Below are 26,302 nucleotides of genomic sequence, written 5' to 3' on the forward strand. Positions count from 1 at the left end.
CATCCTTTATTCATCAAAAACAAGGGTACAGCTATTTTTTTGCTTCCATTTTTTCTATTTTAAATTCTCTGTTTGACAACTTCTGAACAAAATAACGATCATGACTAACTAGGATTAAAGTGCCATTAAAGCTTATTAACTGTTCTTCTAACCATTCACGTGTCTCAATATCTAAATGATTAGTCGGTTCATCTAAAATCAAACAGTTGATTGGCTGATTCATTAGGCACGCCAGTTCCAACCTCACTTTTTCACCACCACTTAAATTAACTACCTTTTTAAAAACATCGTCTTTGAAAAATTTGAAATAAGACAAGATTCTTCTAGCATCTTCTTCAAAAACCTCCACATGATTTTTAAAATAGTCAAGTACTGTTTGATTTTCCTCATTATACAAAATAACTTGTGACAAATAACCTATTTCAACGCTATTACCTCTTTTTATTTCCCCCGAACTAATTTTCTCGGCACCGATTATTGATTTTATCAACGTTGATTTTCCAGAACCATTAACACCTGTAATCACCAAGCGATCTTGACGATAAACTATCATGTTAATATTTCTAAGCACTACTTTTTCTTCAAAAGATTTACTCACACCAACTAACTGAATGACTTCTTTTCCTGAGCGTCTTCTTTCTTTGAATCCTTGACTTGAAGAAATATTATTTGTCTTTTGAGGAGAGTCTACTTTGTCCATTTTTTCTAATTGTGATTCTAATCGTTTAGCTTTTTTAAAATGTTTCTCATCATCGCTAATTGCTCCCCAATGCCTAAATCTTCTAATAGCCTCTTCTGTTTGTTTAATTTCTTTTTGTTGAATCAAATAATTTTTTTGTTGCTCAATTAATTCTAATTCTCTAAGTTCTTTAAATTTTGTATAGTTTCCAATATAATTCGTTATTTTTTTCTGATCAATCAATAATACGCAATCAGCAACTTTATCTAGAAAATAACGATCATGAGAAACAATAATAACTGTTTGTTTACAATATTTCAAATGATTTTCTAACCAATTAAGACCTTCCTCATCCAAATGATTAGTCGGTTCATCTAGCAATAAAATTTCGTTGTTTTCTAGTAAACAACGAGCTAACTTAGCTAATGTTTGCTGTCCGCCACTCAGTTCAGAAATCCCATGATATAATAGCGATTCAATTCTTAATCCTGTAGCTATACTTTTAATCATCTCTTCAATAACATAACCATCTTTTTCCATGAATTTCTCTTGAATTTCACCATAGCGGTTCATAATTTTCTCAAAGTTAGTTTCTTCTGGATCTGATAATCTTTTTTCTAAAGTTGTTAGTTGAATTGCCATCTCTTTAATTTCTTTTTGACCATTATAAATGTAATCGTAAACTGTTTCTTCTGCAGTAACAATGCTATGCTGTTCTAAGTAACTTATTTGCTGATTTTTAGAGATTGAAATAGACCCACTATCTACTCCTTCTATTCCAGCAATAATCTTTAGTAGTGTGGACTTACCACTTCCATTTGCCCCAACTAACGCTATTTTTTGACCATCATTTATTTGTTCTGTTACATCGTTGAATAACAAATTTCCAAACATCGTTTTAGTTACTTGATTTATTTGCAACATATTATTTTCCTCTTTCTTAACCACTGAGAAAAAAAGAGACCGTAGATAATCAAAATCTACGACCTCGTTATTTAACTTGATAAAAAGCTTCTCATAAAATGGCCGTTTTCATATATTTTTATTAAATTTAGACACACTAATCCAATTTATTAAAAATACGGAAATAATTGCACGACAAAGGTACAAGAACTTTAATTCAGTTTTGTTATTTAACTTGTCTATGCAAACCATTGAATGATCACCTCTTTCATTTTTTATTTATTCAGTATAGCATAACCCATAGGCAAATGAAACTTATTCAACTGTTACACTCTTAGCAAGATTTCTTGGTTTATCAACATCTAAATCACGTTGTAAACTAGCATAGTATGCTAAGAATTGTAATGGAATCACCGTTAATAATGGACTGATTAAGCCATGGACATGTGGTAATACAATCGCATCCGTGTCTTTTTCAAATCCTTCAACAGCGATAACTAAGGTTTTAGCTCCACGTGACTCTACTTCTTTAACGTTACCACGTGTATGGCTTCCCATTTCTTCATTTGAAATAATCGCAACAACCGGTGTATTATCTTCGATTAATGCTATGGTTCCATGTTTTAATTCTCCAGCTGCAAATCCTTCTGCTTGAATGTAAGAAATTTCTTTTAGTTTTAAAGATCCTTCTAGTGAAACTGCGTAATCTAAACCACGTCCAATGTAGAAAGCATTTCTTGTTTCAAAAAAGAAATCTTCACTCAATTTAGCGAAATCTTCTTTCATATCAACCAACGTTTCCATACCTGCAGCAACTATCCCTAACTCATGAACTAAGTCTAATGCTTGTGCGTAAGCGTTACTTAATTTTTCTCCCATTGCTTTGGCTAAAAAGGCCATAACAGCAATTTGTGATGTGTATGCTTTAGTTGAGGCAACGGCAATTTCAGGTCCAGCATGTAATAATAATGTGTGGGTTGCTTCACGTGATAGTGTTGACCCTTTTACGTTAGTGATGGTTAATGATGGTAATTTCATAGCATTAACTTTTACCAATACTTGACGGCTATCAGCTGTTTCTCCACTTTGAGTTAAGAAAATGAAGTAAGGTTTTTTAGAAAGAATCGGCATATCATATCCCATCTCACTTGCTAAATGAATCTCAACTGGAATACCAGTTAACTCTTCAATAATTTTTTTACCAACAATCCCTGCATGCCAGCTTGTTCCACAACCAACAATATAAATACGGTCACTTGCTGTCATTTCATCTAAAATTGCTGAATCAATGGTACTCTTACCATCTATTGTCATATATTCTTGAATTAATGTTCTCATAACTGCTGGTTGCTCATCAATTTCTTTGGCCATGTAATGAGGATACAACCCTTTTTCTGCATCATTTGCATCAATTTCAGCTACATAAAAGTCTCTTGAGACTTCTTGATTGTTTACATCTAAAATTGTTACTTGAGTTGCTGTTAAAATAATTCTTTCCCCATCCATAATTTCAACAAAGCGATCTGTTTCAGCAATCATTGCTAAAGCATCACTACCTACTAAGTTATAACCATCTGCTAAACCAATTAATAATGGACTTTTATTTTTAGCCAAATAAATTTTTTGATCATCTTCCACATCGATTAAGGCTAAGGCATATGAACCTTTCACTTCACCTAACATTTTTGTAAAGGCATCTAAAGTTGATAAACCTTGTCTTGAAAAATAATCAACCACTTCAACGATAATTTCGCTATCAGTGTCGCCTGCTAATGTAATATCTGTTAAATATGTATCTCTTAAAGTTTCATAGTTTTCAATCACGCCATTATGAACTAAACCAAAACGACCACTTTTTGCTAAATGAGGATGAGCGTTATTTTCAGTTGGTTGACCATGAGTTGCCCAACGAGTATGCCCAATTCCTGTTCCAGCATCTTTTTGATCTGAGACTAAAGCTTCTAATTCAGCCACGCGTCCTGGTGTTTTTGACACATACATGCCCTGTTCATTACTTAGCATAATTCCTGCTGAATCATAACCTCGATACTCTAATTTATGTAATCCATTTAATAAAATATTCTTTGTATTTTGACTTCCTACGACTCCAACGATTCCACACATACTATATTATCCAACTTTCATTTTAAATTTAATTGTTTTCTGCTCTGCGTGATCAACACTTTGTCAAAGACATTACTGCCTAATTTTACTGTTCATCTTTAGGATGCAGTTTCCTAGAACTACCCGCCGAAATCTTCGATAAGTTCTTCCTCGTCACCTGTCTAAAGCAGGTCTGGCGCTATCCAATTAATTGGTACACTATCCTCCTCGTGATATTTATAACAGAAACAAGAATATCTTATCTCTATTTCAACGTTTAGTCAATAAAAACCATTAAAAAAATGTTTTTTTAAATATATTGGTATAGATACAACGCTGTATCTACTAAAAAATTGGTATAAAAAAAAATGACAGCAAGAGCTTTTTTTACTCTCCTGTCATTCTCTGTTAAGCATTTAATATTTCATATAAAACGAATAATTCCCAATCTGAAATTTGAATTCGGTAAAATTGTTCTAAATTATAGAGGATGTCTTTCATATTCTGATAAAAAAACTTATTATTTAATTTAAGTTCCGACAAATTACTTGGAACAGGATAATCAGTATCTCCTAACATCATTCGTTCAATCATTAAAGCCAAATGCATCGTAAAATTGAATTTCATTTTAGCACTTAATTGCAAGTTAAAGCGTTTCTCACATTTTTCAGTGGTATTTTCAACTTGCTTAATAATCACATCTGGGTTTAAAAACTCTAATTTTTCAGACAAGCCTTCTTTTGAAAAAAAATGAATAAACTCATTTAAAATATTTGCCACATTATTTGGATGAATCAAATTTTTAAAGGTTATATCCAATTGTTTTTCTGCGTCCTCATCTAAAACATCAAGTAAATTGACACTTGGAACGTCTGTTTGATTATCTAAATAAGATGTAGTTAGGATGAGAGAGGTTTCTTTCAAATAATCCTGCTCATTACTGGCCCGATCTAAAATATTTCTTAATTCATTAAAATTTAACGTAATTATTTTTATATCAGGATTAAAGTTTTTTTCGCAAATTTCTTTTAGTTTCTTAGAAATATCATGACCAGAGATACTAGCAATAATAATATTTTTTTCAACCGAAAAACCTTCAAAATATTGAACATTGGTTTGAAATGTTTTTTCTGCGTGTTTAGCGACGTCATAAAACATCTGACCGTTGACTAATTGCTGTCCAATTTCAAGTGCGTAGGACGTTGTTAGGTTATTTATCACAAGTAATTCCCCTAATATTTGAGGTTTGAGACTTTTGTATAAATGAGTCAAGGAACCCATATCAACAAGCATAATAACCCCTTCTGATGTGTCTCTTTCTGATAGCCAAATTTTCACCTGAGCCACAACATCTCTAATAGACGAAGTTAAGGGCATATTGATTGCATCAAAAATATACTCGCCACACAACTTATTAGCCACTCCACGAATACTTGACGCTGTCGTATCTCCATGAGCGACCAGCAAGGCATGGTATCTAATATCCTCTGAAATCTTATCAATAAGCAAAACACTTAACATAACTTCCACAAATAACTTTATTTCAGACGATACTTTTTCTGTCACATAATGAGCAAATAAAGCTGTCCGAGGATATTCTTTGGCGACTTTTCTTTTAAGGTCTTCAAGAGTTTTGATCGATAAGGAATTTTTATTAATTTGGAGAAATCGAATAATACTTTTAACACAACGACAAGTTAACTGTAGGTCGTTAATTATTTGTTGATTATTCTCATCTATTTGAAGCATTAGTTGATTACCTAAGACATCATTTTCCACATGAAAATTACCTTCTAAAAAATGAGTATCAAACTGTAAGAGTTCTTCCTTTAAATCAATGATAGCTGTCTCACTACTTATTAATGAGGTAAAGGCCTCGTTTAATTGACTAATATAATCTATTTTATCGCTACATTGATGTGTCTGATAAGAAATCATTGTAAATTCTGTTTGTTTACCTTCACTTATTTCTAAGACTTCTGGTGTGGTACTTTTTCTTAAAGCATTCGCACAGTACATTTGAATTTCATTAATCAAACTCCCAACATTTCCTGGAATTTGTTGATCCAGTAACTGTTTAAAGATTTTACTCTCAATTTTCAAATCACAATTTAAACGCAATGATTCCCGCATAAATAAATGATTGACTAAAGAAATCCGCTCCAAAATAGACCGTTCATGAAGCGCAGGTAGCTTAACAACAACTGAAATCCGCCGGTAAAAAGTGGGCAATAAGACTTCTTTTGGTTCTTCCGTTGTAGCAAATAGTAGACGAACTTGACTAGAAACAACTTTGCTTTCTTCACCCATGGGTCTAAATTTCCCACTATCCATAAATTGAAACAATTTTTCTTGATTTTCTTTTGATAATCGATGAACTTCATCTAAAAATAAGACGCCGCCATTTGCTTGAAGTAATAAGCCTTTTTTATCATTTTCGGCTCCTGTAAAAGCACCTTTTGTGTGTCCAAATAAAATTGACGATAATAACTCTGGATTATTCGCGTAGTCTGCACAGTTAAATGTAATAAAAGTCTTTGCTTCCTCTTTTCTGTGCTCCTTCAAGTAATCAAAAATAATTTTGGCTAAAAAACTTTTCCCCACACCACTTGGACCACACAATAATAAAGGTAAGCCAATTGGAGGATACAAAATCGCTGCTTTACATTTTTCAATTGCTTCTCGAGCACTACCGTCATAGCCGATGTATTGTTGAAAAACATCCTGAGACTCTGTTTGATTTAAACCTATGGATTGCCATAAAACAGGGCGACTTCCTTTTTGATCGATTTCTCTTTTTTCTAGTAATTTATTTAAATACAAACTAGTAGCTGAACGACTTAAATCAAGTGCCTTTGCTATTTCTGTTGTTGTTAGACCTTCTTTTTCATTTTCCAGTATTTTTAATATTAGGTCATGAGTTTCTTTTTTCATCCTAACCACCTTCTACATCTCTGATCTATTAACTTTAAGTAAAAATAACCTAAATTAATCTTCTAAAAAAGCAATACAAACAAAACTTAAATTAAGTGTCTGCATTGCTTTCTATTCATTACCAAACAACATTTAGTATAACGTAAAAATGACGTTTTATTAGTAAATATAGTCATTTTTTACATTAATCGTTACTAATATTAACAAATACCTAACAGTCCGAGAATAATTCCTAGGAACATAATACCAAACATGACTACATTAACATTGACTTTTTTACGTAGTAACCAAAATGCACCTAGGGTAACAATTAACGGGATCAGACCAACGAACAATTGATCTAAGTAGACCTGCATCTTCATGGCTTCTTTACTCCCCTTAACGCTCACTTCTAAAATCGTTTTAAATTTAACGTTTGAAGCTGTCATACTACCCATCATCATTAAACCTAACATGCTAGAAGCTTTTGTTAGAATTTTCATTCCTCCAGATTCATACATTCTCTGAATGAAACTAGCACCAACTGAATACCCACTGTAAAGAGCATAATAGTGAATTAAAAAGGCTGGAATGTTATAAAGTAATAAGAAAACAATTGCGCCCATAGGTGAGCCTGTAGCCGCTAAAGAAATCCCAATACCAGCAGCGATAACTCTTAGAATACCCCAAAAGAACGAATCACCAATACCTGAAATTGGACCCATTAATGATGCTTTAACCGCAGTGATTGAACTATCATCGAAGGTTTCATCTTCACTGTTTTGTTTTTCCATTGAAGCTACCAATCCCATAATGAAGTTATTAATGTGCATTGTGGCGTTAAACCATGTTGTATGTCGAACAATGGCCTCAGCACGCTCTTCATCTGTTTTGTAAAAACGGTTGATAACTGGCAGTAACGTGTAAATAACTCCTACCGCATGATATTGTGTCGCTCCTGTACGACTAGCATTCATTGTCCATGAGCGCCAAAAGACAGAACGCATCATTTTCTTTTCTTCTTTATTTAAATTTTCTTGGAATTTCATGCGAAAAAGTCCTCCTCTTCATCTTGTTTAGATACTGTTCCACTGGCTGCTGCTTTTACACCACTTGAAGGAATTTCTTGGATTTGTAAATCACGTTGAGCGCTGACCACACAAATAACCACACCTAAAACAGCCACTGCAACAGCTGGTAAATTTAAATAAGCCGTTAAAACAAACCCTAAAATATAAAAGACTGATAATTTTTTATCCCATAATAATTTCATTAACATGGCAAAACCTACAGCTGGTAATAACCCTCCTGCAGCACTTAAACCATTCATCAAGCGTTCGGGAATATTTTCAACAAAAGTATTAACCGGACCACTTCCGGCTAAAATTCCGATAAATGAAATAGACGCAATAATTAAGTAATAGATAATCCAAGTTCCATAATGAAGCGTCACAATCATTTTTTGATTATTTTCACGGGCTGCTTTATCAAGCATTGGCGCAAAAATATTCATAAAAACATTTTTTAAAAACATCACGACAAAAGCTGCTAACATACCGATTGGCACAGCCAAAGTCATGGCCGCTTTTTGATCAATATTTGAAATAATAGCAAATGTTGTTGCTAAAGTGGTTGCTGTTACCGGTTCTGCTGCAATCACTCCACCAATATTTACATTACCTAAGAAAACAGCTTCTAAAGCTGCTCCCATTAAAACCCCTGTTTTCATATCACCTAAAAGCATACCCGTTACAAGTCCAACAACAAGCGGTCTTTCCATCATGCTTTGACCTGTTAAATAGTTTCCCGCAAAACAGATAAATACAGCTAAAGCTGCCATGGATGCATTCATTAACATAACTCAATTTCCCCCTTTTAAAATTTACTTATTGTTTCTTTTAAATCTATTTGTGGATTTGTTGGTAAAACTTGGTTATAACTTTTCACTCTTTCTAACTCTGCCAACTCTTTAGCTGCCAAAATCTCTTCTGGATTTAATTGAACACTTGGAAAGACCATTTGTTTCGTTGCTGGATCTGATTTATCAAAACGACCTGCATTGGCTACATTAACTGCATCCAAATCTGCCACATTTTGAGCAATTTTATTCGCATCAGAAACGCTGTTCACAATAACAAAAATTCGTTTATCTTTTCCTCTTGGATCATTAAATAATTCAATTGCATCCTCAACTGAACGAATCAATAATTTCATCCCATTAGGTACAGCCATTTTCAATGTCATTTGCATCACATTATTTTTAGCTGCCTCGTCATTTGCTACAACTAAAAGTGGGGCATTTAATTCTTTTGTCCAGACAACTGCGACTTGTCCGTGGATTAATCTGTCATCAACTCTAACTTGTGTAATCATTCTTTTTTCCTCCTAAAAGATATCTTCTGCTTCATCATTTTGATTTGTTTGTACAAGTGTTACTTGACTTTCATTGATAGCCTCTTGAATCATTTCAGTAGTGATCGCACTTTCTTCTGGTAGAAATAGAATCGATAATATAATAGCTAAATTAACATTAGATAAAATAAAAATATCTTCTCTACCTGCTGTTACGACTTCTGTTACGACTTTTTGATTCACACTCCCACCAAATAAATCAGTAAAAATAACGCCTTGTTCATTTTCGTTGATGCCTTTAATGAAATCAACGATAACAGGTGTGTAGTCTTCATCTGTCATGTAGGCATTAATAACTGTCACATCATCTCCTTTTCCAGCTAAAATATTAAGAGAACTTTGAATGCCTTTAGCCAGTTCTCCGTGTGTTGCAATTAGATAATTTCTTTTCATTTATTTCTCACCTCATTTATATATAAGCAATTATCATGCCAATTTTAAACATCATCTAAAACGCTGTTATATCAGTAATTATAGATTGTCAAAGAGTGTTTAAACAGATGTATAATCTAGTTAAACACTTCATAATTACAACAAAAAAAGACTGATTATTTAAAATCAGTCTTCTAAGTTTCCTATTCCACAAATTCCGCAAGGCGGATTTCTGTTTTTTGTTCTTCAAATTCTAAAGGTTCGACTTCTGTTACCGTTTTATTGCCTAAACGATTATCAAAATTCATATTGATATCTGGTCGCATTGATTTTTCGACACTTCGGACAAAAAATTGTTTTTCTAATTTTTCTACTTTTTGGTCTACATCAATGTCATCCACGTATAATACAACATATTTCATTTTTTTTGATACATGATGAACATAGCCAAAGCGACGTAGATTCTTTAATTGTTTTAAACTATAGACCCAGACAACTAATCCTCTTCTTGGTACTAGTTCTAATGTATCTTCAATTTCATTAGCTAACATGACAACTACCTCCACATCCTCTTTTAGCAAATTCAAAAAATGGATTACCCGCATCTATTTTGATATCTTCTGAAATTGATTTAGCAATATCAAATGTTACGTAATCTAACATATTTTGAAGTGAGGTTTCTTTAAATTTAAAATTTGACACTAACTCATTTGTATCAAGAATACGTTTATGCTGCCGTACATTACGCCTTTTTTCTTTAAAATCAGGTGCATATTTTCCATACGGTTCTATCAATTCAAATGCTTCTTTTGCTTTTAAAAAATCAACTAATATCGTATCTACTTCTTTATTTTGGTCCATTTCTAAATAAACAGAGACATATTCAGAAACAAGCTGGCTACTTAATAATTCATCAGATAATTCATTAACCAGATTTTCAATCTCAAAAAAATCTTCATTATAAATCAAAGCTTTCCACTACTTTCAGTTGTCTGTTTTTTTTCTTCTTCGCCAAAGAAAATAAGGGTTTTATCCTTATCAAATGCCATACCTATCGTTGAATCTCTCTTATGATCTATTTCTTCATGATAAAAGCGACTACCATACCAATTAGTAATCATAAACGGAACGTCAGTAACAGGTGCATAAAAAATAGCATGATTTTTTTTATTTTTTAAATCTACTTCTTTTGTTAATTTAGTCAACTCTTCGTTTTCTAAAAGGAATATCTCTTCAGACTGCTGTTTCATTATTTTTTCCCAATCTGAAAAATGATCTTCACTTGTAATAATAGTTTCTGGTTTTTCTGTTAAAATTTGTATGCCTTTTGTTGCCTTTACTTGTAAATCAGTATCTAAATGATAACTTCTTTTTTCATCTTTTTCTCTAAAAAGATTAAGTAACGTTGTCAACTGCTCTCGATTAGCATCATTTATTTTTTTAGAATCATGACCTTCATCTATATTTTTTTCTTTAACATGATTTTCTTGCTCCATCTGATACGGCATAATACTTAAAAGAGTTTGTTTATCCAAATATCGAATAGCAAGTAACTTTCCCGTCAATTGATTCATATGAAGAATTGCAAAAGTATCGTTATTAAAAGCAACCAGAGGACGATAATTCATATCATCTTCTGTCAACTCTACTTCGTATTTTTCATCACCATACTCGAAATTAAAATTAGAAAAAATAGTTGTAATTTCTGCTAAATCGACTAAATTCATATCCATTGTAAATGGTGTAGAATCAACTGTACTTCCAAGCACAAACACACTAGCAACCACATGATTCTTAATTTCTACTTGATAATAATCTTTTGTTGAATCCCCATATACTAGCCATTCCGCTTTATCATAAGAGAGCCATGTTTTTTTGGGATTAGGAAATTCTTTTAAAAATTCATCTTTGGTTTTCCCAATATGATTTGCCATTCCAGTTGTATTTAATTCATAATACGGAACAGATTTATGAGTCATTTTTACTTTTTCAATTGATAGATCGTTCTTAGGTTTTGGATTCTTGTATGCAGAAACGACCGGTTTCATATAAACAATACTAAACACCACGATCAAACAAACAAAAAACTCGATCACTCGTTTCACTTCTTCTGCCTACTTTCCTTCAAATTAAACGGTTAACTCAATCATTAAATCACCAGATTGAATAGCATCAGTGTTTGCTACTAAAACACGCTTAACAACACCATTTCTTTTAGAATAGATCGTTGTTTCCATCTTCATTGCCTCAGTTACGAGAAGAGCATCTCCCTTTTGAACAGTATCGCCTACACTAACTAAAACATCTAATACCGATCCAGACATAGTTGCAGCTACATGTTCTTTATTGGTAGGTTCTGCCTTCTCTTTTAGTAATATTTTTGATTTAATATTTTGATCCTTAATTACAATTTCTCTTCGTTGACCATTTAGATTAAAGAATAAGACACGATTTCCCTCTAAATTAGGCTCACCAATCTCATCTAATGTGATAATTAAAGTCTTTCCTTTTTCAATCCGCACTTCGACCGTTTCTCCTGCACGCATTCCTTTAAAGAAAGTTAACGTATCGAGTAACTCAACATCACCAAAACTATCATGCATTTTACAGTAATCAAGAAAAACTTGTGGATACATAATGTAACTAATAACATCTTGTTTACTTGGATTAAAGCCTACTAAGCCTTTTAACTCTAATTTAACTGCTTCAAAATCAACTTCTTTAGCTAAACTTCCTGGTCTTACCTCAATTGATTCCCGACCGTTTAAAATAATTTCTTTTAGTTCTTTGGGAAATCCGCCTGTTGGTTGTCCCAAATCTCCTTTAAAGAAACTAATCACTGACTCAGGATAGTTTAATTCACGTCCCCGTTGATAAATATCATCCGATGTCAAATTATTTTGAATCATGAATAAAGCCATATCTCCTACCACTTTAGAAGATGGTGTTACTTTGACAATATCACCAAACAACTCATTCACATCTGAATACATTTCTTTAATATCTTCCCACTTTTCTTCCAAGCCAACTGCTTTAGCTTGTTGTTGTAAATTAGAATATTGACCTCCTGGCATCTCGTGAGAGTAAACTTCTGTTTGCGGCGCGCTAATACCATTTTCAAAAGGGGCATAAAACTTACGAACGTCTTCCCAGTAATGGTTGATTTGCTGGATATTTTCAATATTTACATCAGGTGTTCTAGGACCATTATTAAGGGCATAGTATAAACTACTCATACTTGGCTGACTTGTCGCACTACTCATTGCACTCATTGCAACATCAATAATGTCTACTCCAGCTTTTGTTGCTGCCGAATAAGTAATAATCCCATTACCTGATGTGTCATGGGTGTGTAAATGAATAGGAACATCCACTGCTGATTTTAATTCAGTAATCAAATGGTATGCAGCTTGGGGTTTTAAAAGTCCTGCCATATCTTTAATAGCAATTATATGGGCACCCATTTTTTCTAATTCTTTAGCCATATTACAGTAATAAGCTAAATTATACTTCGCACGATTCGGATCCAAAACATCCCCCGTATAACAGATGGCTGCTTCTGCAATTTTACCTGTATCACGGACATACTGAATACTTTTTTCCATTTGCGGTAACCAATTCAAGCTATCAAAAATACGGAATACATCAATTCCTTCAGCTGCAGAAACTTCAATAAATTCTTTTAATACATTATCTGGATAATTTTGATAACCTACTGCATTAGAACCTCTAAATAACATTTGGAATAATGTATTAGGCATTAACTTTCTTAACTTACGCAATCGCACCCAAGGATCTTCATTTAAGAATCGATAGGCCACATCAAAAGTTGCACCGCCCCACATTTCACTTGAAAACAACTCTGGAATTCCTTCATCAGTTAGTTGCGCAATTCGTTTTAAATCATTCGTTCTAACACGAGTTGCTAGCAAACTTTGATGAGCATCTCTAAATGTTGTATCTGTTAATAATACTTCTTCTTTATTCTTGATCCAATCAACAACCCCATCAGCTCCTGAAGTCTCTAAGATACTTTTAGCCGTTTTAATTTTCGGCTTAGAAACAATCTTACTAGGGATTCTTGCTTCACTTTGGAAGTCTTTTTCAAGTTTTCCAACACCTGGAAAACCATTAACTGTGACCTCACCAATATATTTCATTGTCTTGTTACCACGATCTCTAACTCGTGGAAATTCAAAAAGTTCTGGAGATTCATCAATAAATGTTGTTATTGCACTACCAGATCTAAATGTCGGATGTGAAATAACATTTGCTAAAAATGGAATATTAGTTTTAACTCCTCTTATACGGAATTCTTTCAGCGCACGGTCCATTTTAGAAATCGTTTGATCAAATGTGATGCCGTGAGTACATACTTTTACTAACAAAGAATCAAAATAAGGTGTAACCACAGCTCCAGCAAAAGCATTACCTAAATCAAGTCGAATTCCATAACCACCTGGTGAACGATACGTATCAATTTTACCAGTATCAGGCATAAAATTATTTAATGGGTCTTCTGTTGTTATACGACACTGAATAGCATACCCATGAATACTAATTTTTTCTTGTTGAGGAATACCGATTTCTTGATGCAAGTCTTTCCCCATTGCAATCTCTAGTTGGGTCATTACAATATCAATATCTGTTATTAATTCTGTAATAGTATGCTCCACTTGAACACGAGGGTTAACTTCAATGAAGTAGAAATTATTTCCTTCAACTAAAAATTCAACAGTTCCAGCATTTACGTATCCCACATGTCTCATTAATTGAACTGCCGCTTGACAGATTTCTTCACGCTGTTTGTCTGACATTGAAACAGATGGTGCCACTTCGACCACTTTTTGATGACGTCTTTGAACCGAGCAATCTCTTTCAAACAAGTGTACGACATTACCATGCATATCACCTAAAATTTGAACTTCGATATGTTTAGGATTAGAAATATATTTTTCCGCATAAATTTCATCGTTCCCAAAAGCTGCTTTTGCTTCACTTTTAGCACGCTGATAACCATCTCTTGCTTCTTCTTCGTTACGGGCAACGCGCATACCACGGCCTCCACCACCTAATGTGGCTTTAATCATAATAGGATAGCTAAATTCTTCTGCAAACGCTAAGACATCATCTACAGATTCTACAGGCCCATTTGTTCCTGGAATTGATTGAACACCTGCCGAAATAGCTGCTTCTTTGGCTTTTATTTTATCACCAAAAATATCCAAATGATGTAACGTTGGGCCGATAAATATAATCCCCTCTTCTTGACATCTTTTGGCAAAACCTAAATTTTCGGATAAAAAGCCATATCCCGGATGGATAGCATCAACGCCACTTGTTTTTGCAATGCGAATAATATCTTCGATATCGAGATAAGCGTCAGTTGGTTTTTTTCCTTTACCTACTAGATAAGCTTCATCAGCTTTAAAGCGATGAATTGACATCTCATCTTCCATGGCATAAATACCTACTGTTTGGATACCTAGCTCTGTACATGCGCGAAAAATACGAATAGCAATCTCGCCACGGTTAGCTACTAACACTTTTTTCATATTTAATTCCTCCATCCTTACTGGTGATATTCAAGCATACGTGTTGTTTGTTCTTTTGAGTATTCAATTTCCAATCTTTCATTGTGTTTATCAAAGTGTAATTTCTTCTCATCTGCACTAATATTCAATGCAAAGCCGACTGCAATTGAGAGCGTAATCAGACTTGAACCACCTTGACTTAGAAAGGGAAATGTTACTCCTGTTAAGGGAATAATCCCAGTAATTCCTCCAATATTGATAAATGTTTGAATTAACATCATCCCACCAATACCAATGCACATCATAGAATTAAACGTATTTTTTGATTTAATTCCGATTATTAAAATTCTTAAGATTAAAAATAGTAATATTCCTAAAATGATAAATGAGATAACTAACCCTAGTTCCTCAATGACAATTGAAAACATAAAATCTGTTTGAGCTTCAGGTAAAAAGCCTTTTTTTTGAATACTGTTCCCTATTCCGAGACCAAACCAGCCACCATTACTCATGGCATAATAAGAATTCACCATCTGATGACCTGCTCCTAATGGGTCAATAAACGGATTAGAGAACGTCCTAAAACGATTATAGACATATTGAAACCGATCTGGAAAGATTAATCCTCCTGTTAATAAAATCCCATGAACAGCTAAAAATGATCCCACAATTCCAGTCCCCATAGCAACCACTGTATAAAAATAGTTAATTCCACTGGCAAATATCATAACCGAAGCAATCATTGCTAGGATAACTGCGCCCCCGTTGTCTGGTTGAATGATAACTAGAAAGATTAACCCACCAATTAAAATTAGAGGTTTCATCGCTGCTTCTTTAAAATTACTATTAATCACATTTTGTCGTCTAGACAAAATATAGGCAAGATACCAAATAATCACAATCTTTAAGAACTCCGCTGGTTGAAGTGTAATACCTCCAATACTCAACCATCCATCAGCACCACCACCTGATTGTCCCATATTGGTAAATTTCGTTAAGATTAACATTAAACTAATAACACTGATTGCTACCATAATAAAATTTTTATTTTGAAATACTCTTGTTTTCATTTTATAAATAAATGTGACAGCAAGTAAGCCAATCACAAAAAAAGCAGCTTGCTTAACCGCATCAGACGCAGGATTTCTCCCTTGTAATGCTAATTTGGCAGAGCTAGCACTATATACCATAATAATTCCCATAATTGATAAAAATAAATAAGGAATTAAAATACCATAATCTAAATACAAGCGTTTATTGATTTGTTTCGGCAAAAAATCACTTCCTCTCATTATTTACCTATTTCTTCTTTTTTCTTTTGCTCGTCATAAACAGACCCATACACTTGATTTAATTCTTGCTCTAAATCACTAATTATTTTACTGCCTTCTTCTCTAGTTAAAATGCCAATTTTTTTAGCATAATCTATTTGTTTAGAAAAACCATACATTTGTGTATCCACAACTTCTTCGAATGCTTTACATTGCGTGATACACTGATAGTTTCTTTGATTAGTAATTAATTGTCTTATCTTTGAAGCTTCTTTATTTAATTCTTCTAAAGCCTCTGCTTTTACTATCTCTAGAATCATGATAGACCTCCTTAGTTGCTTATATTATTATAACATATCCTTGTCTTTTGCTTGTGTTGCAATATGTTAAAAAAAATTAGCGTCTCCTCTATATAATAATCTATTTCAACTACCCTTGTAAAGAATTCTACTAAATAAAAAAAGACTGACAATTTTAGTCAGTCTCTTAAAACTATTAATTTATTTTACCGCTGCGTAACGCTTGTTTACTTCGTCCCAGTTGATAACATTAAAGAAAGCTTTAATATAATCAGGACGAACATTACTATATTTTTTATAATAAGCATGTTCCCATACGTCAAGCCCTAATAAAGGTGTTTTACCTTCTGATAATGGTGAATCTTGATTTGGTGTCGACATGATTTCTAATTTACCATCATTGTCAACTAACCAAGCCCAACCTGATCCAAAACGACCTAAAGCTGCTGCTGTAAATGCTGCTTTGAAGTCTTCATAGTTACCGAATGCACTTTCGATTGCACCTTTAATGGCACCAGTAGGTTCACCACCAGCATTGGCTGCCATAATTTCCCAGAAGAAAGTATGGTTGGCATGACCGCCACCGTTATTTCTAACTGCCATGCGAATGTCTTCAGGCAACTCATTTAAATTAGAAACTAATTCTTCAACTGATTTTGAGCCTAATTCTGAATGTTTATCAATTGCTGCATTTAAGTTTGTTACATAAGTATTATGATGTTTATCATGATGTAATTTCATTGTTAATTCATCAATATGTGGTTCTAATGCATCGTATGCGTATGGTAATTCTGGTAATGTGTATGTCATTTTAAAAGCCTCCTAATATTTAGTTAATCAATCCTAATTGGTCTGACTTAACACAATCAATATAACATTAACCCCAGATAAAAACAAAAAATTGAACTGAAAAAAACATTTATCTTAAAACCTTGTTTCGAACAAACAAACGAGTTACAATGAAGAGTATTGACAATTTTATAAAGGAGATCTTATGAGTACATTTAAATTAATTCAAGCCACATTTAAACAACCTTCTCTTTTAATTGAAGCTAGAAAGAAAAAAGGGTTTCATGTTTTTTTATTTATGCTTCTTCTATCCATCGTACTTAGTTTACCTACTGTCATTCAAAGTATGCATTTTCTTGATTCTTTAAAAGAAGATGGAGATAAGATTATTCAGAAAGTTCCTGAGTTTTCAATTACAGATGGGACACTTAAAACGGATAAAAAAGATTCTGGTTTTATTTATCAAACAAATTCTATGATTTTCACGTTTGATCCAGATGGAAAAAGAAATAAAAAAGATATCGAAACAGATGCATCTCGCGGTTTAATGACTGTTGCATTACTAAAAAATGAGATTGTTTTAGTTTTACCAACAGTTGGTTCTACTGCTGATGTTTTAGATAGTAGTGTTTTATCGTTACCCTACACAACACCACAATTAAAAATACTAAACAAAGATTTTTTAACCAATATGCTAACTGACGATTCTCGAAAGATGATATTGTTCGTTTTCGTCTTATTAACTTCCGGATTCGTTATTTTCTTAAGTTTACTATTTGACTTAATCGTGATGACTTTTTTTGCTAATCTCTTTACCAAATTAAAATTAATTAATTTAAAATTTGGTGAGATTTTCAAAATTCTTGTATATTGTGCAACTATACCAACTATTTTAACAATGCTCCTACAATTTTTATGGCCAAGCTTGTCAATAGGGTCTGCTGGACTTGCCTTAACATTACTTATTTACTTCAATATCTTTCCTAAGAATAAAAAAATAAAATAAAAAAAGTTGAGATTGACTAAATGGTTAATCTCAACTTTTTTATTTTATTAAATATTATCTATAAAAATAAGTAGGCTCTTTTAATTTTTCATCTAAGGAAACTTCCAAAGTGTATTCTGCAAAAAACCACTCATCCCCAACTTCAGTAAAGAAAGTAATACCTTTTTCTACTTTTTCAACCAACACTTTATTTGGAGTTGTTACCTCTATCCCCGTAGAAAAACCAACATGAACGTTAGTAGATCCACCATACTTACCATAAATTCTGAGACTGTCCCCTGAATCCAGTAACAGCTCTTTTTCGAACCATTCAACTGCTTGAGGTGTTATTTCTAGTTTCATTTCATCACTCCGTTCTTTCCAAAGTATTGTAACATATTTAAAAAAAAGCAATGAGCTTTTTGCTCATTGCTAATGATTCATTTTTTCATCTAAAAAATCTACATCCTGATTATGACCAACAACTAATAAAATATCATTTTCAATAATCAATTGATCCGCAGGAGGTGAAACGATCAATTCATTTCTTCCTCTTCTTATCGCAACAATCGTCACATTAAAACGCTGTCTGAAATTAATCTCCTCAATTGTTTTATCATAAAATTTCTTATGAGTTACCATAACTTCAGCTAGTGAATAATCTTCTGATAGCTCAATAAAATCTAGCATGTTGTTAGAAGTTAATTTGTGACCTAAACGGATTCCCATATCTCTTTCAGGATGAACAACAGTGTCTGCTCCTACTTTGTCCAATACTCGAGCATGATACTCATCTTGAGCTTTAGCAGTTATTTTGGGAACACCCATCTCTTTGGCCATTAAAGTTACTAAAATACTCGCTTGAATATCTTCACCAATCGCAACAATTACATGATCAAAATTTCTGAGTCCAAGTGATCGCAACGTGGCTTCGTCTTGCGCATTAGCTACAACAGCATGTGTCGCTATGTTCATATATTCATTGACCCGATCCTCACAACTGTCAATAGCAAGTACTTCTTGATCAGATTTAATTAATTCTCGACAAACACTTCCACCAAATCTTCCTAAACCGATAATAGCAAATGACTTACGCATAGTTATTCTCCCTACTGATAATTTTTATTTTACAATTCCTTGTTTAAAAGCATAAATGGCAGCTTGCGTTCTATCTTCTACATCAAGTTTTGATAAAATATTCGAGACATGTGTTTTGACTGTCTTCAATGTTATAAACAATTCATCCGCTATCTCTTGATTACTTTTACCTTCAGAAATTAATAATAATATCTCTTTTTCACGATTAGTTAAATCTTCATGTAATACATGTTCCTTAGGCTTAGATAAACGCTCCATCATTTTACTTGTTACTTCTGGCTCCAACACTTTTTCACCTTGATGTGCAGAACGAATAGCATTAGCGATGTCTTTAGCTGAGGAGGTTTTTAATAAATAGCCTGCTGCTCCAGCTTCAATGGCTGGATAAACTTTTTCATCATCGATAAAACTTGTTACGATAATTATTCTTGCTTCTGGCCATTCCGCTAATATTTTTTTAGTTGATTCTATCCCATCCATTACATCCATTACCAGATCCATCAAAATAACATCTGGCTTTAAGTCTAGTGCCTTCTCATAGCCCATTAACCCATTTTCAGCTTCAGCAATAACTTCTATATCTGACTGAATCATTAAATAAGAAGATACACCTAATCTAACCATCTCATGATCATCAACTAATAGTACTTTAATCATTCTTTTCACTCTCCTCTAATACAGGGACTTTTATTTCAATACTTGTTCCTTGCATCTTAAAACTTACAATTCGACAAGTACCACCCATGCCAGCAACCCGTTCTCTAATATTATTTAATCCATAGCTACCAACTTTTTTATTATTCATATCAAAACCTTCTCCGTCATCAACTACTCTAAGTAAAACTGTTTCATCAATTTTTTTCAAGTAAACTTCTAAAGATTTTGCATTCGCATGTCTTAATGTATTGGAAAGTAACTCTTGAATAATTCTAAAAAGATTATCTTCAATCGAACTTTGTAAGCAAACATCTTCTACATTCCAAACTAGTTCTATATTAATTTTTGTTTGAAGTTCATTTAATAACATTTCGATTCCTTGCTTTAAAGATTTTGCTTCTAAATTAATAGGTCTTAAATGCAACAATAATGCTCTCATTTCTGATTGAGAAGCATTAATAATATTAGCAATCATTTGAATCTGTTTTTCAACCACTTCAGGAACGTCTAACTCTGAAACACCCTCATTTAAAGCTGAAAGCATCATTGTCGCAGCAAATAATTGCTGGCTCACTGAATCGTGAAGCTCTCTTGCAATTCGATGACGTTCTTCTTTTATAACTTCTTCTTTTGTCTCACCTTCAAGAATTTTAGGAAAGTTATTAGATTCTTGCACTTCTTTAGATAAGATAATCATTTTATTTCTAATCTTAAAAATATCTTGCTCTAATTCTGAAATAAAAATATCATTATTTTCAATTTCAGACGCTTTTGTAAATAATTCATGTTCATAATGACCGTTAGCAAGTAATTGAAGTTTTTCTTCAATTTTACTATATATTTTACGATTTGAAACAAATAAAATACCAATAACAATTCCACTGACAGCTAGAGCTATCACAATTACATAAATAATAATTGGTACTTTAAACATTGTGGTATTGATTAACTCCAACATCCATTTTTTTTGATTTTTTGCATAAAAATAACTATACAGTGTAAAAATAAGGACCATGAATGTCATTAAAAAAGCATAGAAAAAAATGAGAGGGCGACTTTTTTTAGAAATCATACCCTTATCACCTCAACGTCTCCAAATAGTGTATTGGTTACTATTTTAATTCTTCGTACAGCTTCATCATACTCATTGCTATATAATTTAAGTGATTCATTTTTTAATTGAAAGTGCTCTCCTTCAAATACAGCTTGACCAACCATAGCTGAATGCTCTAATACGACACCAATACCAGTTGGAACTAAAATTCGAGTTTTACCAAAGCCTTTTCTCACGATAACGACATTATCTTCTTTAGGTAGTAGTGTATTACCTAAGTCTATGATTGTATCCCCATATAAAATTGACATATTAATATCATCCCACTCATAGGTATCATTACCAAAGCGCTGATTACCTATCCACGGTCTTTTAAATCGCCGACCTGATTTAGTTTCACTAGTGACCGTCTTAACCATCTTAATTTGTTTTTTTCGCCAAGGCGCACTTGAAAAGAGGTCAATACCTGATACTTCCACTCCTTTAAGACCAATAAACAGAATGGCTATAACCAGCATTAGCCATACAGCAGGAATATTTAAAAGACAAATTAAAATAGCAACTAAACTAGCAAATTTTTGAAATTGATTAAATGAAGTCTTATAAATTTTTTTTGCAGAATACACAAAATTTATAATGGCAAAAATTAAGAATAATAAAATGAGGACATTATCAAATAATTGATAGATGGCCCATAATAATAATAATAATTCCGTCACAATAAAAAAGCGCCATGAACTTTGCATAATCTCTCTCCTTTACCTATACTTAAATTTCTCTATCACAAGTATATATTCAAAAGCTATAATAATAAAACCACAAAAGAACGAATCTTCTCTACGACTTTAGTCTTAGTTAAAGACTTTTATGATAAAAAAGTCATTAGCCACAAAAATCAAGAAACAATTTTTATGGTTAATGACTCGTTTTTTATCAGATATTAATGTCCACATTCTTCTATACTTAAGAAATTTCTTCTATACGAACGTCCATATCTCCACCTGGTGTACTAATTGTCACAGTTTCTCTTAGTTTATGTCCTATTAATGCTTTAGCAATAGGAGAATCATTCGAAATTTTACCAGAGAATGGGTCCGCCTCTGCACTCCCGACAATAGTATACTCTTCTTCGTCACCATCGGGGAGTTCTATGAAACGAACTGTTCTACCTATTGAAACTTCGTCTTTTGACACATTATTATTATCAATAATTTGTGCTAAACGTATCATGTTTTCCAAAGTAGTGATTCTACCTTCAACAAAAGCTTGTTCATCTTTTGCAGACTCATACTCTGAGTTTTCAGACAAATCACCAAAACTTCTTGCTATTTTTATACGTTCTACGATTTCTTTACGTTTAACTGTTTTTAGTTCTTCAAGTTCTTGTTCTAATTTTTCTTTACCTTCTAAAGTCATCGGATAAACTTTTTCCATAATCGACTCACGTCTCCTTAAAACGATATTAAGTTATTTGACAAATGAAGAGCTTTTCCGAAATGTATCGGAAAAGCTTTTCACTTACAACATAACAAACAGATTACCATGTTAGTATTAAAAAGTAAACATCAAAATTAATTTTTTTTGTTCACTATTAAAAAATATCTTTTCTATTTCTTATCATCAATATATTCTTTTTTTAGTGCTAAATGTTCTTCGTATGTCTTGGCGTAATATACCTTACCTGTAGTTACATCTGCTAGGAAATAAACAAAGTCATTTGGTTCAGGATTCATTACTGCAGAAATGGCTTCTTCACTTGGGTTATTAAATGGTCCAGGCCCTGTTCCTTTATTAACATAAAGATTATAGGGAGATTCAACCTGAGTATCTTTGTTTGATAAATGAATTTTATGCTCATCCATTGCATACAAGATTGAAATATCAGATTGCAAAGGCATATCAGCTTCTATTCTATTAAAAAAGACTTGTGCAATTTTTTGTCGATCTTCCTTTAAACTACCTTCTTTTTCAACTAAAGAAGATAACGTAAGTACGTCTTGAACAGTTAATTTTTTTTCTGTAATTCCCTCATAAAAAGGTGTCATTACTTGATTGGTTTTTACAATCATTTGTTCAATAATATCTTCAAGTGATGTTTCTTTATAGTAGTTATAGGTAGCCGGATATAAGTAACCTTCTAATCGGTAACGAACATCTTTAGCTTGTTTTGCACTTGTTAATAACTCAGGGTATTTCCCAGCCATTTTGTTAAAGAATTTTTCATCTTCAATAACTTTCATAAATTCAGCTTTTTTTACATCTGTTTTTTTCTCGAATAATTCAGCAATTTGGTCAATTGAAGAACCTTCTGGTATTGTTATTTTAGCATCTGCTAGAGCTTCTGGTTCAGAAGTCCCACCTGCTTGCAAATCTTTGGTGATGTCTTCAAGCTTCATATTAGGTGCCATTTGGTAATATCCTGCTTGGAAATCAGCAATGTTATTCATTTTCACATAATAAGAAAAGACTAAGCCACTTTTAATAATTTTACTCTTTTCTAATACTTGCCCTATTTCTTTACTAGAGCTCCCTATTGGAATTTCAATTTGAATTAGCTTATCATTACCTGGGTCCAGTGGTTTTAAACTCGATTTAAAGAAACTATAAAAAGAGAACACGGCTACAGCAATAGTGATAACTAAAGCTAATGATATAATCAAAACAATCTTTTTCACCATATTATTTTCTTTCTTACGAGAACTATATTTAGCTTGATTGTTTCCTCGAGTTCGTTTGGGTATTTCCTCTTTAATTTCAGAATTCCCTCTATCTGCTTGCTCTGATTCCGAATCATCTTGTAGCGAATTTAATACGTAATCCTTTAAATCTTTACCTGACTTGGGACTATCATCTTTTTGGTTAAAATTATCATCTTTATTATTCGTCAAAAAGTGGTCCTCCTTAACTTCTTTTTTTTAATTTTGCTCCTATCATTATACATGATTCTGCAAGAATTCCAATTATTAAATAAAAAAATATTTAATATTTAATATTTGACTTTATATCATAACATGAATTATTAGTAAAACAGGGTATTAAGAATAAACTTCCTTTTTTAAAAGCAATAGGTTACAATAAATATGATAAAATTTAAAGGAGAATACATATGACTACATTACCTAATTGTCCAAATTGTGAATCAGCCTATACTTATGAAGATAGAGGATTATTCGTATGTCCTGAATGCGCAAATGAATGGTCACAAGATCAAACTAATGATGAAAATTCTGAGTTTATTGTGAAAGATTCCAATGGCAATATTCTTATTGATGGTGATAACGTATCCGTGATTAAAGATTTAAAAGTAAAGGGTGCGAGCAGCCCGATTAAACAAGGAACTAAAGTTAAAAATATTAAATTAGTTGATAGTGATCACAACATCGATTGTAAAATAAATGGTTTTGGACCGATGAAATTAAAATCAGAATTTGTAAAAAAATTATAATACTTACGTAAAAAACACTAATAATCAATGAAATTTAAGCATCATTTCACGATTATTAGTGTTTTTTATTTAACAATTCTTACTAAGCCACCTACCAGAATCGAACTGGTGACCTTTTGCTTACCATGCAAACGCTCTACCTACTGAGCTAAGGCGGCAAATACTATCGGACTTTCACTAGGATACCGTTTTCTTTAAAATAAGTCAATCTCCTTTTAGAAAATGCTAATAATTTGCTTCTTATTCTGAATACAAGTACATTTATTAATATGCCAATAAATAATTGAAGGAGTTTTTTTATGATAATATCTTTATCACAAGCTAATATGACTTTAGTAACTAACACTTGGAACAGTGGTTTTAGCGATTACGTGGTTCCTATAAACATGTCTGAAAAACAACTGAATAATCGAGTAAACTCATTAAATTTATCTCGAGATCTCTCTTGCGTCTACAAACAAGATGATGATTATTTAGGTGTCATGCTTTTAGGTATCCAACAATTAAATAAACAAAAAATAATGTGGGTTGGTGGTATTTCTGTTATTCCACAAGCTAGAGGACAAATGATTGCTACCAAAATGATGAAACATGCTGAAGATTTAGCACACAAAAACGAATGTGACGAAATTCGATTAGAAGTTATTTCAACTAACCATAAAGCAAAAAAATTATACGAATCTCTTTCTTACCAAGTTTTAAATGAACTATCAATAGCAGAATTAAACTATCTTCCAACTAAAAAAATAAATGATATCACTCTTTTTAATTTTCCTCATCAAAATATTTTAATTAACGAACCAAATCTTATCCCATGGCAAAACCGCTTAGTATTTACTAAAAATTGCTATTTAATAGGTGATACAGACTCCATCATAGGTTATCTTAGCTTCTCTGAAACAGCATCTAGCTTATCAATCCAACAATTAGTGATATTCGATGAACAAAAATTACAATTAATCGAAGATATTTTAATTTATTTAGCCAATTCTTATAAAAGAAAGATTACAATTAATAATTTTGATATGTCTTCCAAAGAATACAAAATGATTCATTCTCTTGGATTAGAAACTAATTTATCTCAATATCAACTTACTTTGTCTTTCGTAAAGTAAAATATATTCTGTACGGTTATTGAAATAATAGTCTTTTTGAGGTAGTCTTAATAGGTATCTATTAGACTGGAGACAACTATAAATGAAAATTAGAATTATTGGTTATGCTGGAAGTGGCAAAACCTCGCTAACGATAAAACTACAAGAAAAATACCAAATACAAGGAATCTCTTTAGATGATTACTTAAAAATAAAAGATAAAAAACAACGCTATAATTTACTTAATTCTCGATTATTATCATTAGATTCATGGATTGTTGAGGGTGTTCAAGTAAGTTCATGGACTAAACAAACATTTGATGAATCACAACTGATTGTTATTTTAGATTATCCTATTTTTATTACCCAGTTTAGAGTCCTAAAAAGAACTATTTCTCAGGTTTTTGATAATTCTAGAACCTTTGCACAAAAGAAAAAAGTTATCAAACGTATGTTTAAACTTTTCAAATGGAATCACCGCTTTAAAAAAAGATTGCCCAATATCAAAACAAACCTGTATAACCAAACATCACGGGTAATGATTTTAGAATCACCCAAAGACGAAAAAAGGTTACATCAATACATTAAAAATCAAAACAGAATGAAAAAGCATTCAGAAACCAGAAAACAACGTATACGAATGACCCAATAAAAAAGGACTTAGCATAATAATTATCTAAGTCCTTTTTTTATT

Annotated in this window: 26 protein-coding genes and 1 tRNA gene; 4 read left to right on the top strand and 23 right to left on the bottom strand. The window is 32.4% G+C overall.

The genetic code is table 11. The features are described 5' to 3' along the window. Positions 1 to 31: 31 nt before the first annotated feature. From abc-f to FM121_RS07705, 15 genes are all read right to left on the bottom strand, one after another. Complete coding sequence (gene abc-f, locus FM121_RS07640; RefSeq protein ID WP_086951579.1) at positions 32 to 1,603, bottom strand: ribosomal protection-like ABC-F family protein; 1,572 nt, start codon at positions 1,601 to 1,603, stop codon at positions 32 to 34. Positions 1,604 to 1,711: 108 nt separating this feature from the next. Next, positions 1,712 to 1,834 (bottom strand): RAxF-45 family protein, encoded by a 123-nt coding sequence (locus tag FM121_RS14760; RefSeq protein WP_366372330.1) that lies wholly within the window; start codon positions 1,832 to 1,834, stop codon positions 1,712 to 1,714. A gap of 63 nt (positions 1,835 to 1,897) precedes the next feature. Continuing rightward, the gene (glmS, locus tag FM121_RS07645; protein WP_086951580.1) at positions 1,898 to 3,706 is read right to left on the bottom strand and encodes a glutamine--fructose-6-phosphate transaminase (isomerizing); all 1,809 of its coding nucleotides are present in this window, start codon (positions 3,704 to 3,706) and stop codon (positions 1,898 to 1,900) included. Positions 3,707 to 4,093: 387 nt separating this feature from the next. Continuing rightward, entirely contained in the window at positions 4,094 to 6,619 is a 2,526-nt protein-coding gene (locus tag FM121_RS07650) for a sigma 54-interacting transcriptional regulator (protein WP_086951581.1), read from the bottom strand. Positions 6,620 to 6,819: 200 nt separating this feature from the next. Further along, entirely contained in the window at positions 6,820 to 7,647 is an 828-nt protein-coding gene (locus FM121_RS07655) for a PTS system mannose/fructose/sorbose family transporter subunit IID (protein WP_086951582.1), read from the bottom strand. Continuing rightward, positions 7,644 to 8,456 carry a PTS mannose/fructose/sorbose/N-acetylgalactosamine transporter subunit IIC gene (locus FM121_RS07660; RefSeq protein WP_086951583.1) on the bottom strand — a complete coding sequence of 271 codons (813 nt, stop codon included), beginning with the start codon at positions 8,454 to 8,456 and terminating at the stop codon, positions 7,644 to 7,646. The genes FM121_RS07655 and FM121_RS07660 overlap by 4 nt, the downstream gene beginning before the upstream one ends. Positions 8,457 to 8,473: 17 nt before the next feature. After that, the gene (locus FM121_RS07665) at positions 8,474 to 8,971 is read right to left on the bottom strand and encodes a PTS system mannose/fructose/N-acetylgalactosamine-transporter subunit IIB (protein WP_086951584.1); all 498 of its coding nucleotides are present in this window, start codon (positions 8,969 to 8,971) and stop codon (positions 8,474 to 8,476) included. Between the two features lie 12 nt (positions 8,972 to 8,983). After that, the gene (locus FM121_RS07670) at positions 8,984 to 9,403 is read right to left on the bottom strand and encodes a PTS sugar transporter subunit IIA (RefSeq protein WP_086951585.1); all 420 of its coding nucleotides are present in this window, start codon (positions 9,401 to 9,403) and stop codon (positions 8,984 to 8,986) included. A 182-nt stretch (positions 9,404 to 9,585) separates the two neighbouring features. Continuing rightward, entirely contained in the window at positions 9,586 to 9,933 is a 348-nt protein-coding gene (locus tag FM121_RS07675; RefSeq protein ID WP_086951586.1) for a YlbG family protein, read from the bottom strand. After that, complete coding sequence (locus FM121_RS07680; protein ID WP_086951587.1) at positions 9,923 to 10,351, bottom strand: YlbF family regulator; 429 nt, start codon at positions 10,349 to 10,351, stop codon at positions 9,923 to 9,925. The genes FM121_RS07675 and FM121_RS07680 overlap by 11 nt, the downstream gene beginning before the upstream one ends. Continuing rightward, positions 10,348 to 11,487: a CAP-associated domain-containing protein gene (locus FM121_RS07685; RefSeq protein WP_086951588.1), complete on the bottom strand. Its 1,140-nt coding sequence runs from the start codon at positions 11,485 to 11,487 to the stop codon at positions 10,348 to 10,350. The genes FM121_RS07680 and FM121_RS07685 overlap by 4 nt, the downstream gene beginning before the upstream one ends. Positions 11,488 to 11,511: 24 nt before the next feature. Beyond that, a complete protein-coding gene (locus FM121_RS07690) occupies positions 11,512 to 14,937 on the bottom strand; it encodes a pyruvate carboxylase (RefSeq protein WP_086951589.1) in 3,426 nt (1,141 codons plus the stop codon). 17 nt (positions 14,938 to 14,954) lie between these two features. Continuing rightward, a complete protein-coding gene (locus FM121_RS07695; RefSeq protein WP_086951623.1) occupies positions 14,955 to 16,190 on the bottom strand; it encodes an FtsW/RodA/SpoVE family cell cycle protein in 1,236 nt (411 codons plus the stop codon). Between the two features lie 17 nt (positions 16,191 to 16,207). Beyond that, complete coding sequence (locus tag FM121_RS07700; RefSeq protein WP_086951590.1) at positions 16,208 to 16,507, bottom strand: DUF1507 family protein; 300 nt, start codon at positions 16,505 to 16,507, stop codon at positions 16,208 to 16,210. Positions 16,508 to 16,687: 180 nt separating this feature from the next. After that, the gene (locus FM121_RS07705; RefSeq protein WP_086951591.1) at positions 16,688 to 17,296 is read right to left on the bottom strand and encodes a superoxide dismutase; all 609 of its coding nucleotides are present in this window, start codon (positions 17,294 to 17,296) and stop codon (positions 16,688 to 16,690) included. A gap of 184 nt (positions 17,297 to 17,480) precedes the next feature. Here FM121_RS07705 and FM121_RS07710 point away from each other — a divergent pair, with 184 nt between their 5' ends. Next, positions 17,481 to 18,281 carry a DUF1189 domain-containing protein gene (locus FM121_RS07710; protein WP_086951592.1) on the top strand — a complete coding sequence of 267 codons (801 nt, stop codon included), beginning with the start codon at positions 17,481 to 17,483 and terminating at the stop codon, positions 18,279 to 18,281. Between the two features lie 54 nt (positions 18,282 to 18,335). On the opposite strand, the gene FM121_RS07715 is transcribed toward FM121_RS07710, so the two are convergent. From FM121_RS07715 to mltG, 7 genes are all read right to left on the bottom strand, one after another. Further along, positions 18,336 to 18,623: a HesB/YadR/YfhF family protein gene (locus FM121_RS07715; protein WP_086951593.1), complete on the bottom strand. Its 288-nt coding sequence runs from the start codon at positions 18,621 to 18,623 to the stop codon at positions 18,336 to 18,338. 69 nt (positions 18,624 to 18,692) lie between these two features. After that, positions 18,693 to 19,358 carry a potassium channel family protein gene (locus FM121_RS07720; protein WP_086951594.1) on the bottom strand — a complete coding sequence of 222 codons (666 nt, stop codon included), beginning with the start codon at positions 19,356 to 19,358 and terminating at the stop codon, positions 18,693 to 18,695. A gap of 24 nt (positions 19,359 to 19,382) precedes the next feature. Then, a complete protein-coding gene (locus tag FM121_RS07725; protein WP_086951595.1) occupies positions 19,383 to 20,015 on the bottom strand; it encodes a response regulator in 633 nt (210 codons plus the stop codon). Continuing rightward, complete coding sequence (locus FM121_RS07730; RefSeq protein ID WP_086951596.1) at positions 20,008 to 21,087, bottom strand: sensor histidine kinase; 1,080 nt, start codon at positions 21,085 to 21,087, stop codon at positions 20,008 to 20,010. Before FM121_RS07730 ends, FM121_RS07725 begins: the two co-directional genes overlap by 8 nt. Further along, a complete protein-coding gene (gene liaF, locus FM121_RS07735; protein ID WP_086951597.1) occupies positions 21,084 to 21,815 on the bottom strand; it encodes a cell wall-active antibiotics response protein LiaF in 732 nt (243 codons plus the stop codon). The genes FM121_RS07730 and liaF overlap by 4 nt, the downstream gene beginning before the upstream one ends. Before the next feature lie 217 nt (positions 21,816 to 22,032). Next, positions 22,033 to 22,506: a transcription elongation factor GreA gene (greA, locus tag FM121_RS07740; RefSeq protein WP_086951598.1), complete on the bottom strand. Its 474-nt coding sequence runs from the start codon at positions 22,504 to 22,506 to the stop codon at positions 22,033 to 22,035. 170 nt (positions 22,507 to 22,676) lie between these two features. Continuing rightward, on the bottom strand, positions 22,677 to 23,822 hold the full coding sequence (gene mltG / locus FM121_RS07745) for an endolytic transglycosylase MltG (protein WP_373385075.1): 1,146 nt from the start codon (positions 23,820 to 23,822) through the stop codon (positions 22,677 to 22,679). Between the two features lie 353 nt (positions 23,823 to 24,175). Between mltG and FM121_RS07750 the strand changes: the two genes are divergently transcribed. Continuing rightward, positions 24,176 to 24,514: a zinc ribbon domain-containing protein YjdM gene (locus FM121_RS07750; protein WP_086951600.1), complete on the top strand. Its 339-nt coding sequence runs from the start codon at positions 24,176 to 24,178 to the stop codon at positions 24,512 to 24,514. A gap of 85 nt (positions 24,515 to 24,599) precedes the next feature. Here the strand turns inward: FM121_RS07750 and FM121_RS07755 are convergent. Then, positions 24,600 to 24,672: transfer RNA gene (locus FM121_RS07755), tRNA-Thr, on the bottom strand. 141 nt (positions 24,673 to 24,813) lie between these two features. Here FM121_RS07755 and FM121_RS07760 point away from each other — a divergent pair. Both FM121_RS07760 and FM121_RS07765 read left to right on the top strand, forming a co-directional pair. After that, entirely contained in the window at positions 24,814 to 25,629 is an 816-nt protein-coding gene (locus tag FM121_RS07760; RefSeq protein WP_086951601.1) for a GNAT family N-acetyltransferase, read from the top strand. An 82-nt stretch (positions 25,630 to 25,711) separates the two neighbouring features. Then, positions 25,712 to 26,260 carry a hypothetical protein gene (locus tag FM121_RS07765; RefSeq protein WP_086951602.1) on the top strand — a complete coding sequence of 183 codons (549 nt, stop codon included), beginning with the start codon at positions 25,712 to 25,714 and terminating at the stop codon, positions 26,258 to 26,260. The last annotated feature ends 42 nt before the right edge of the window (positions 26,261 to 26,302 follow it).

The organism is Vagococcus fluvialis bH819 (assembly GCF_900163795.1).
GTDB lineage: Bacteria > Bacillota > Bacilli > Lactobacillales > Vagococcaceae > Vagococcus > Vagococcus fluvialis_A.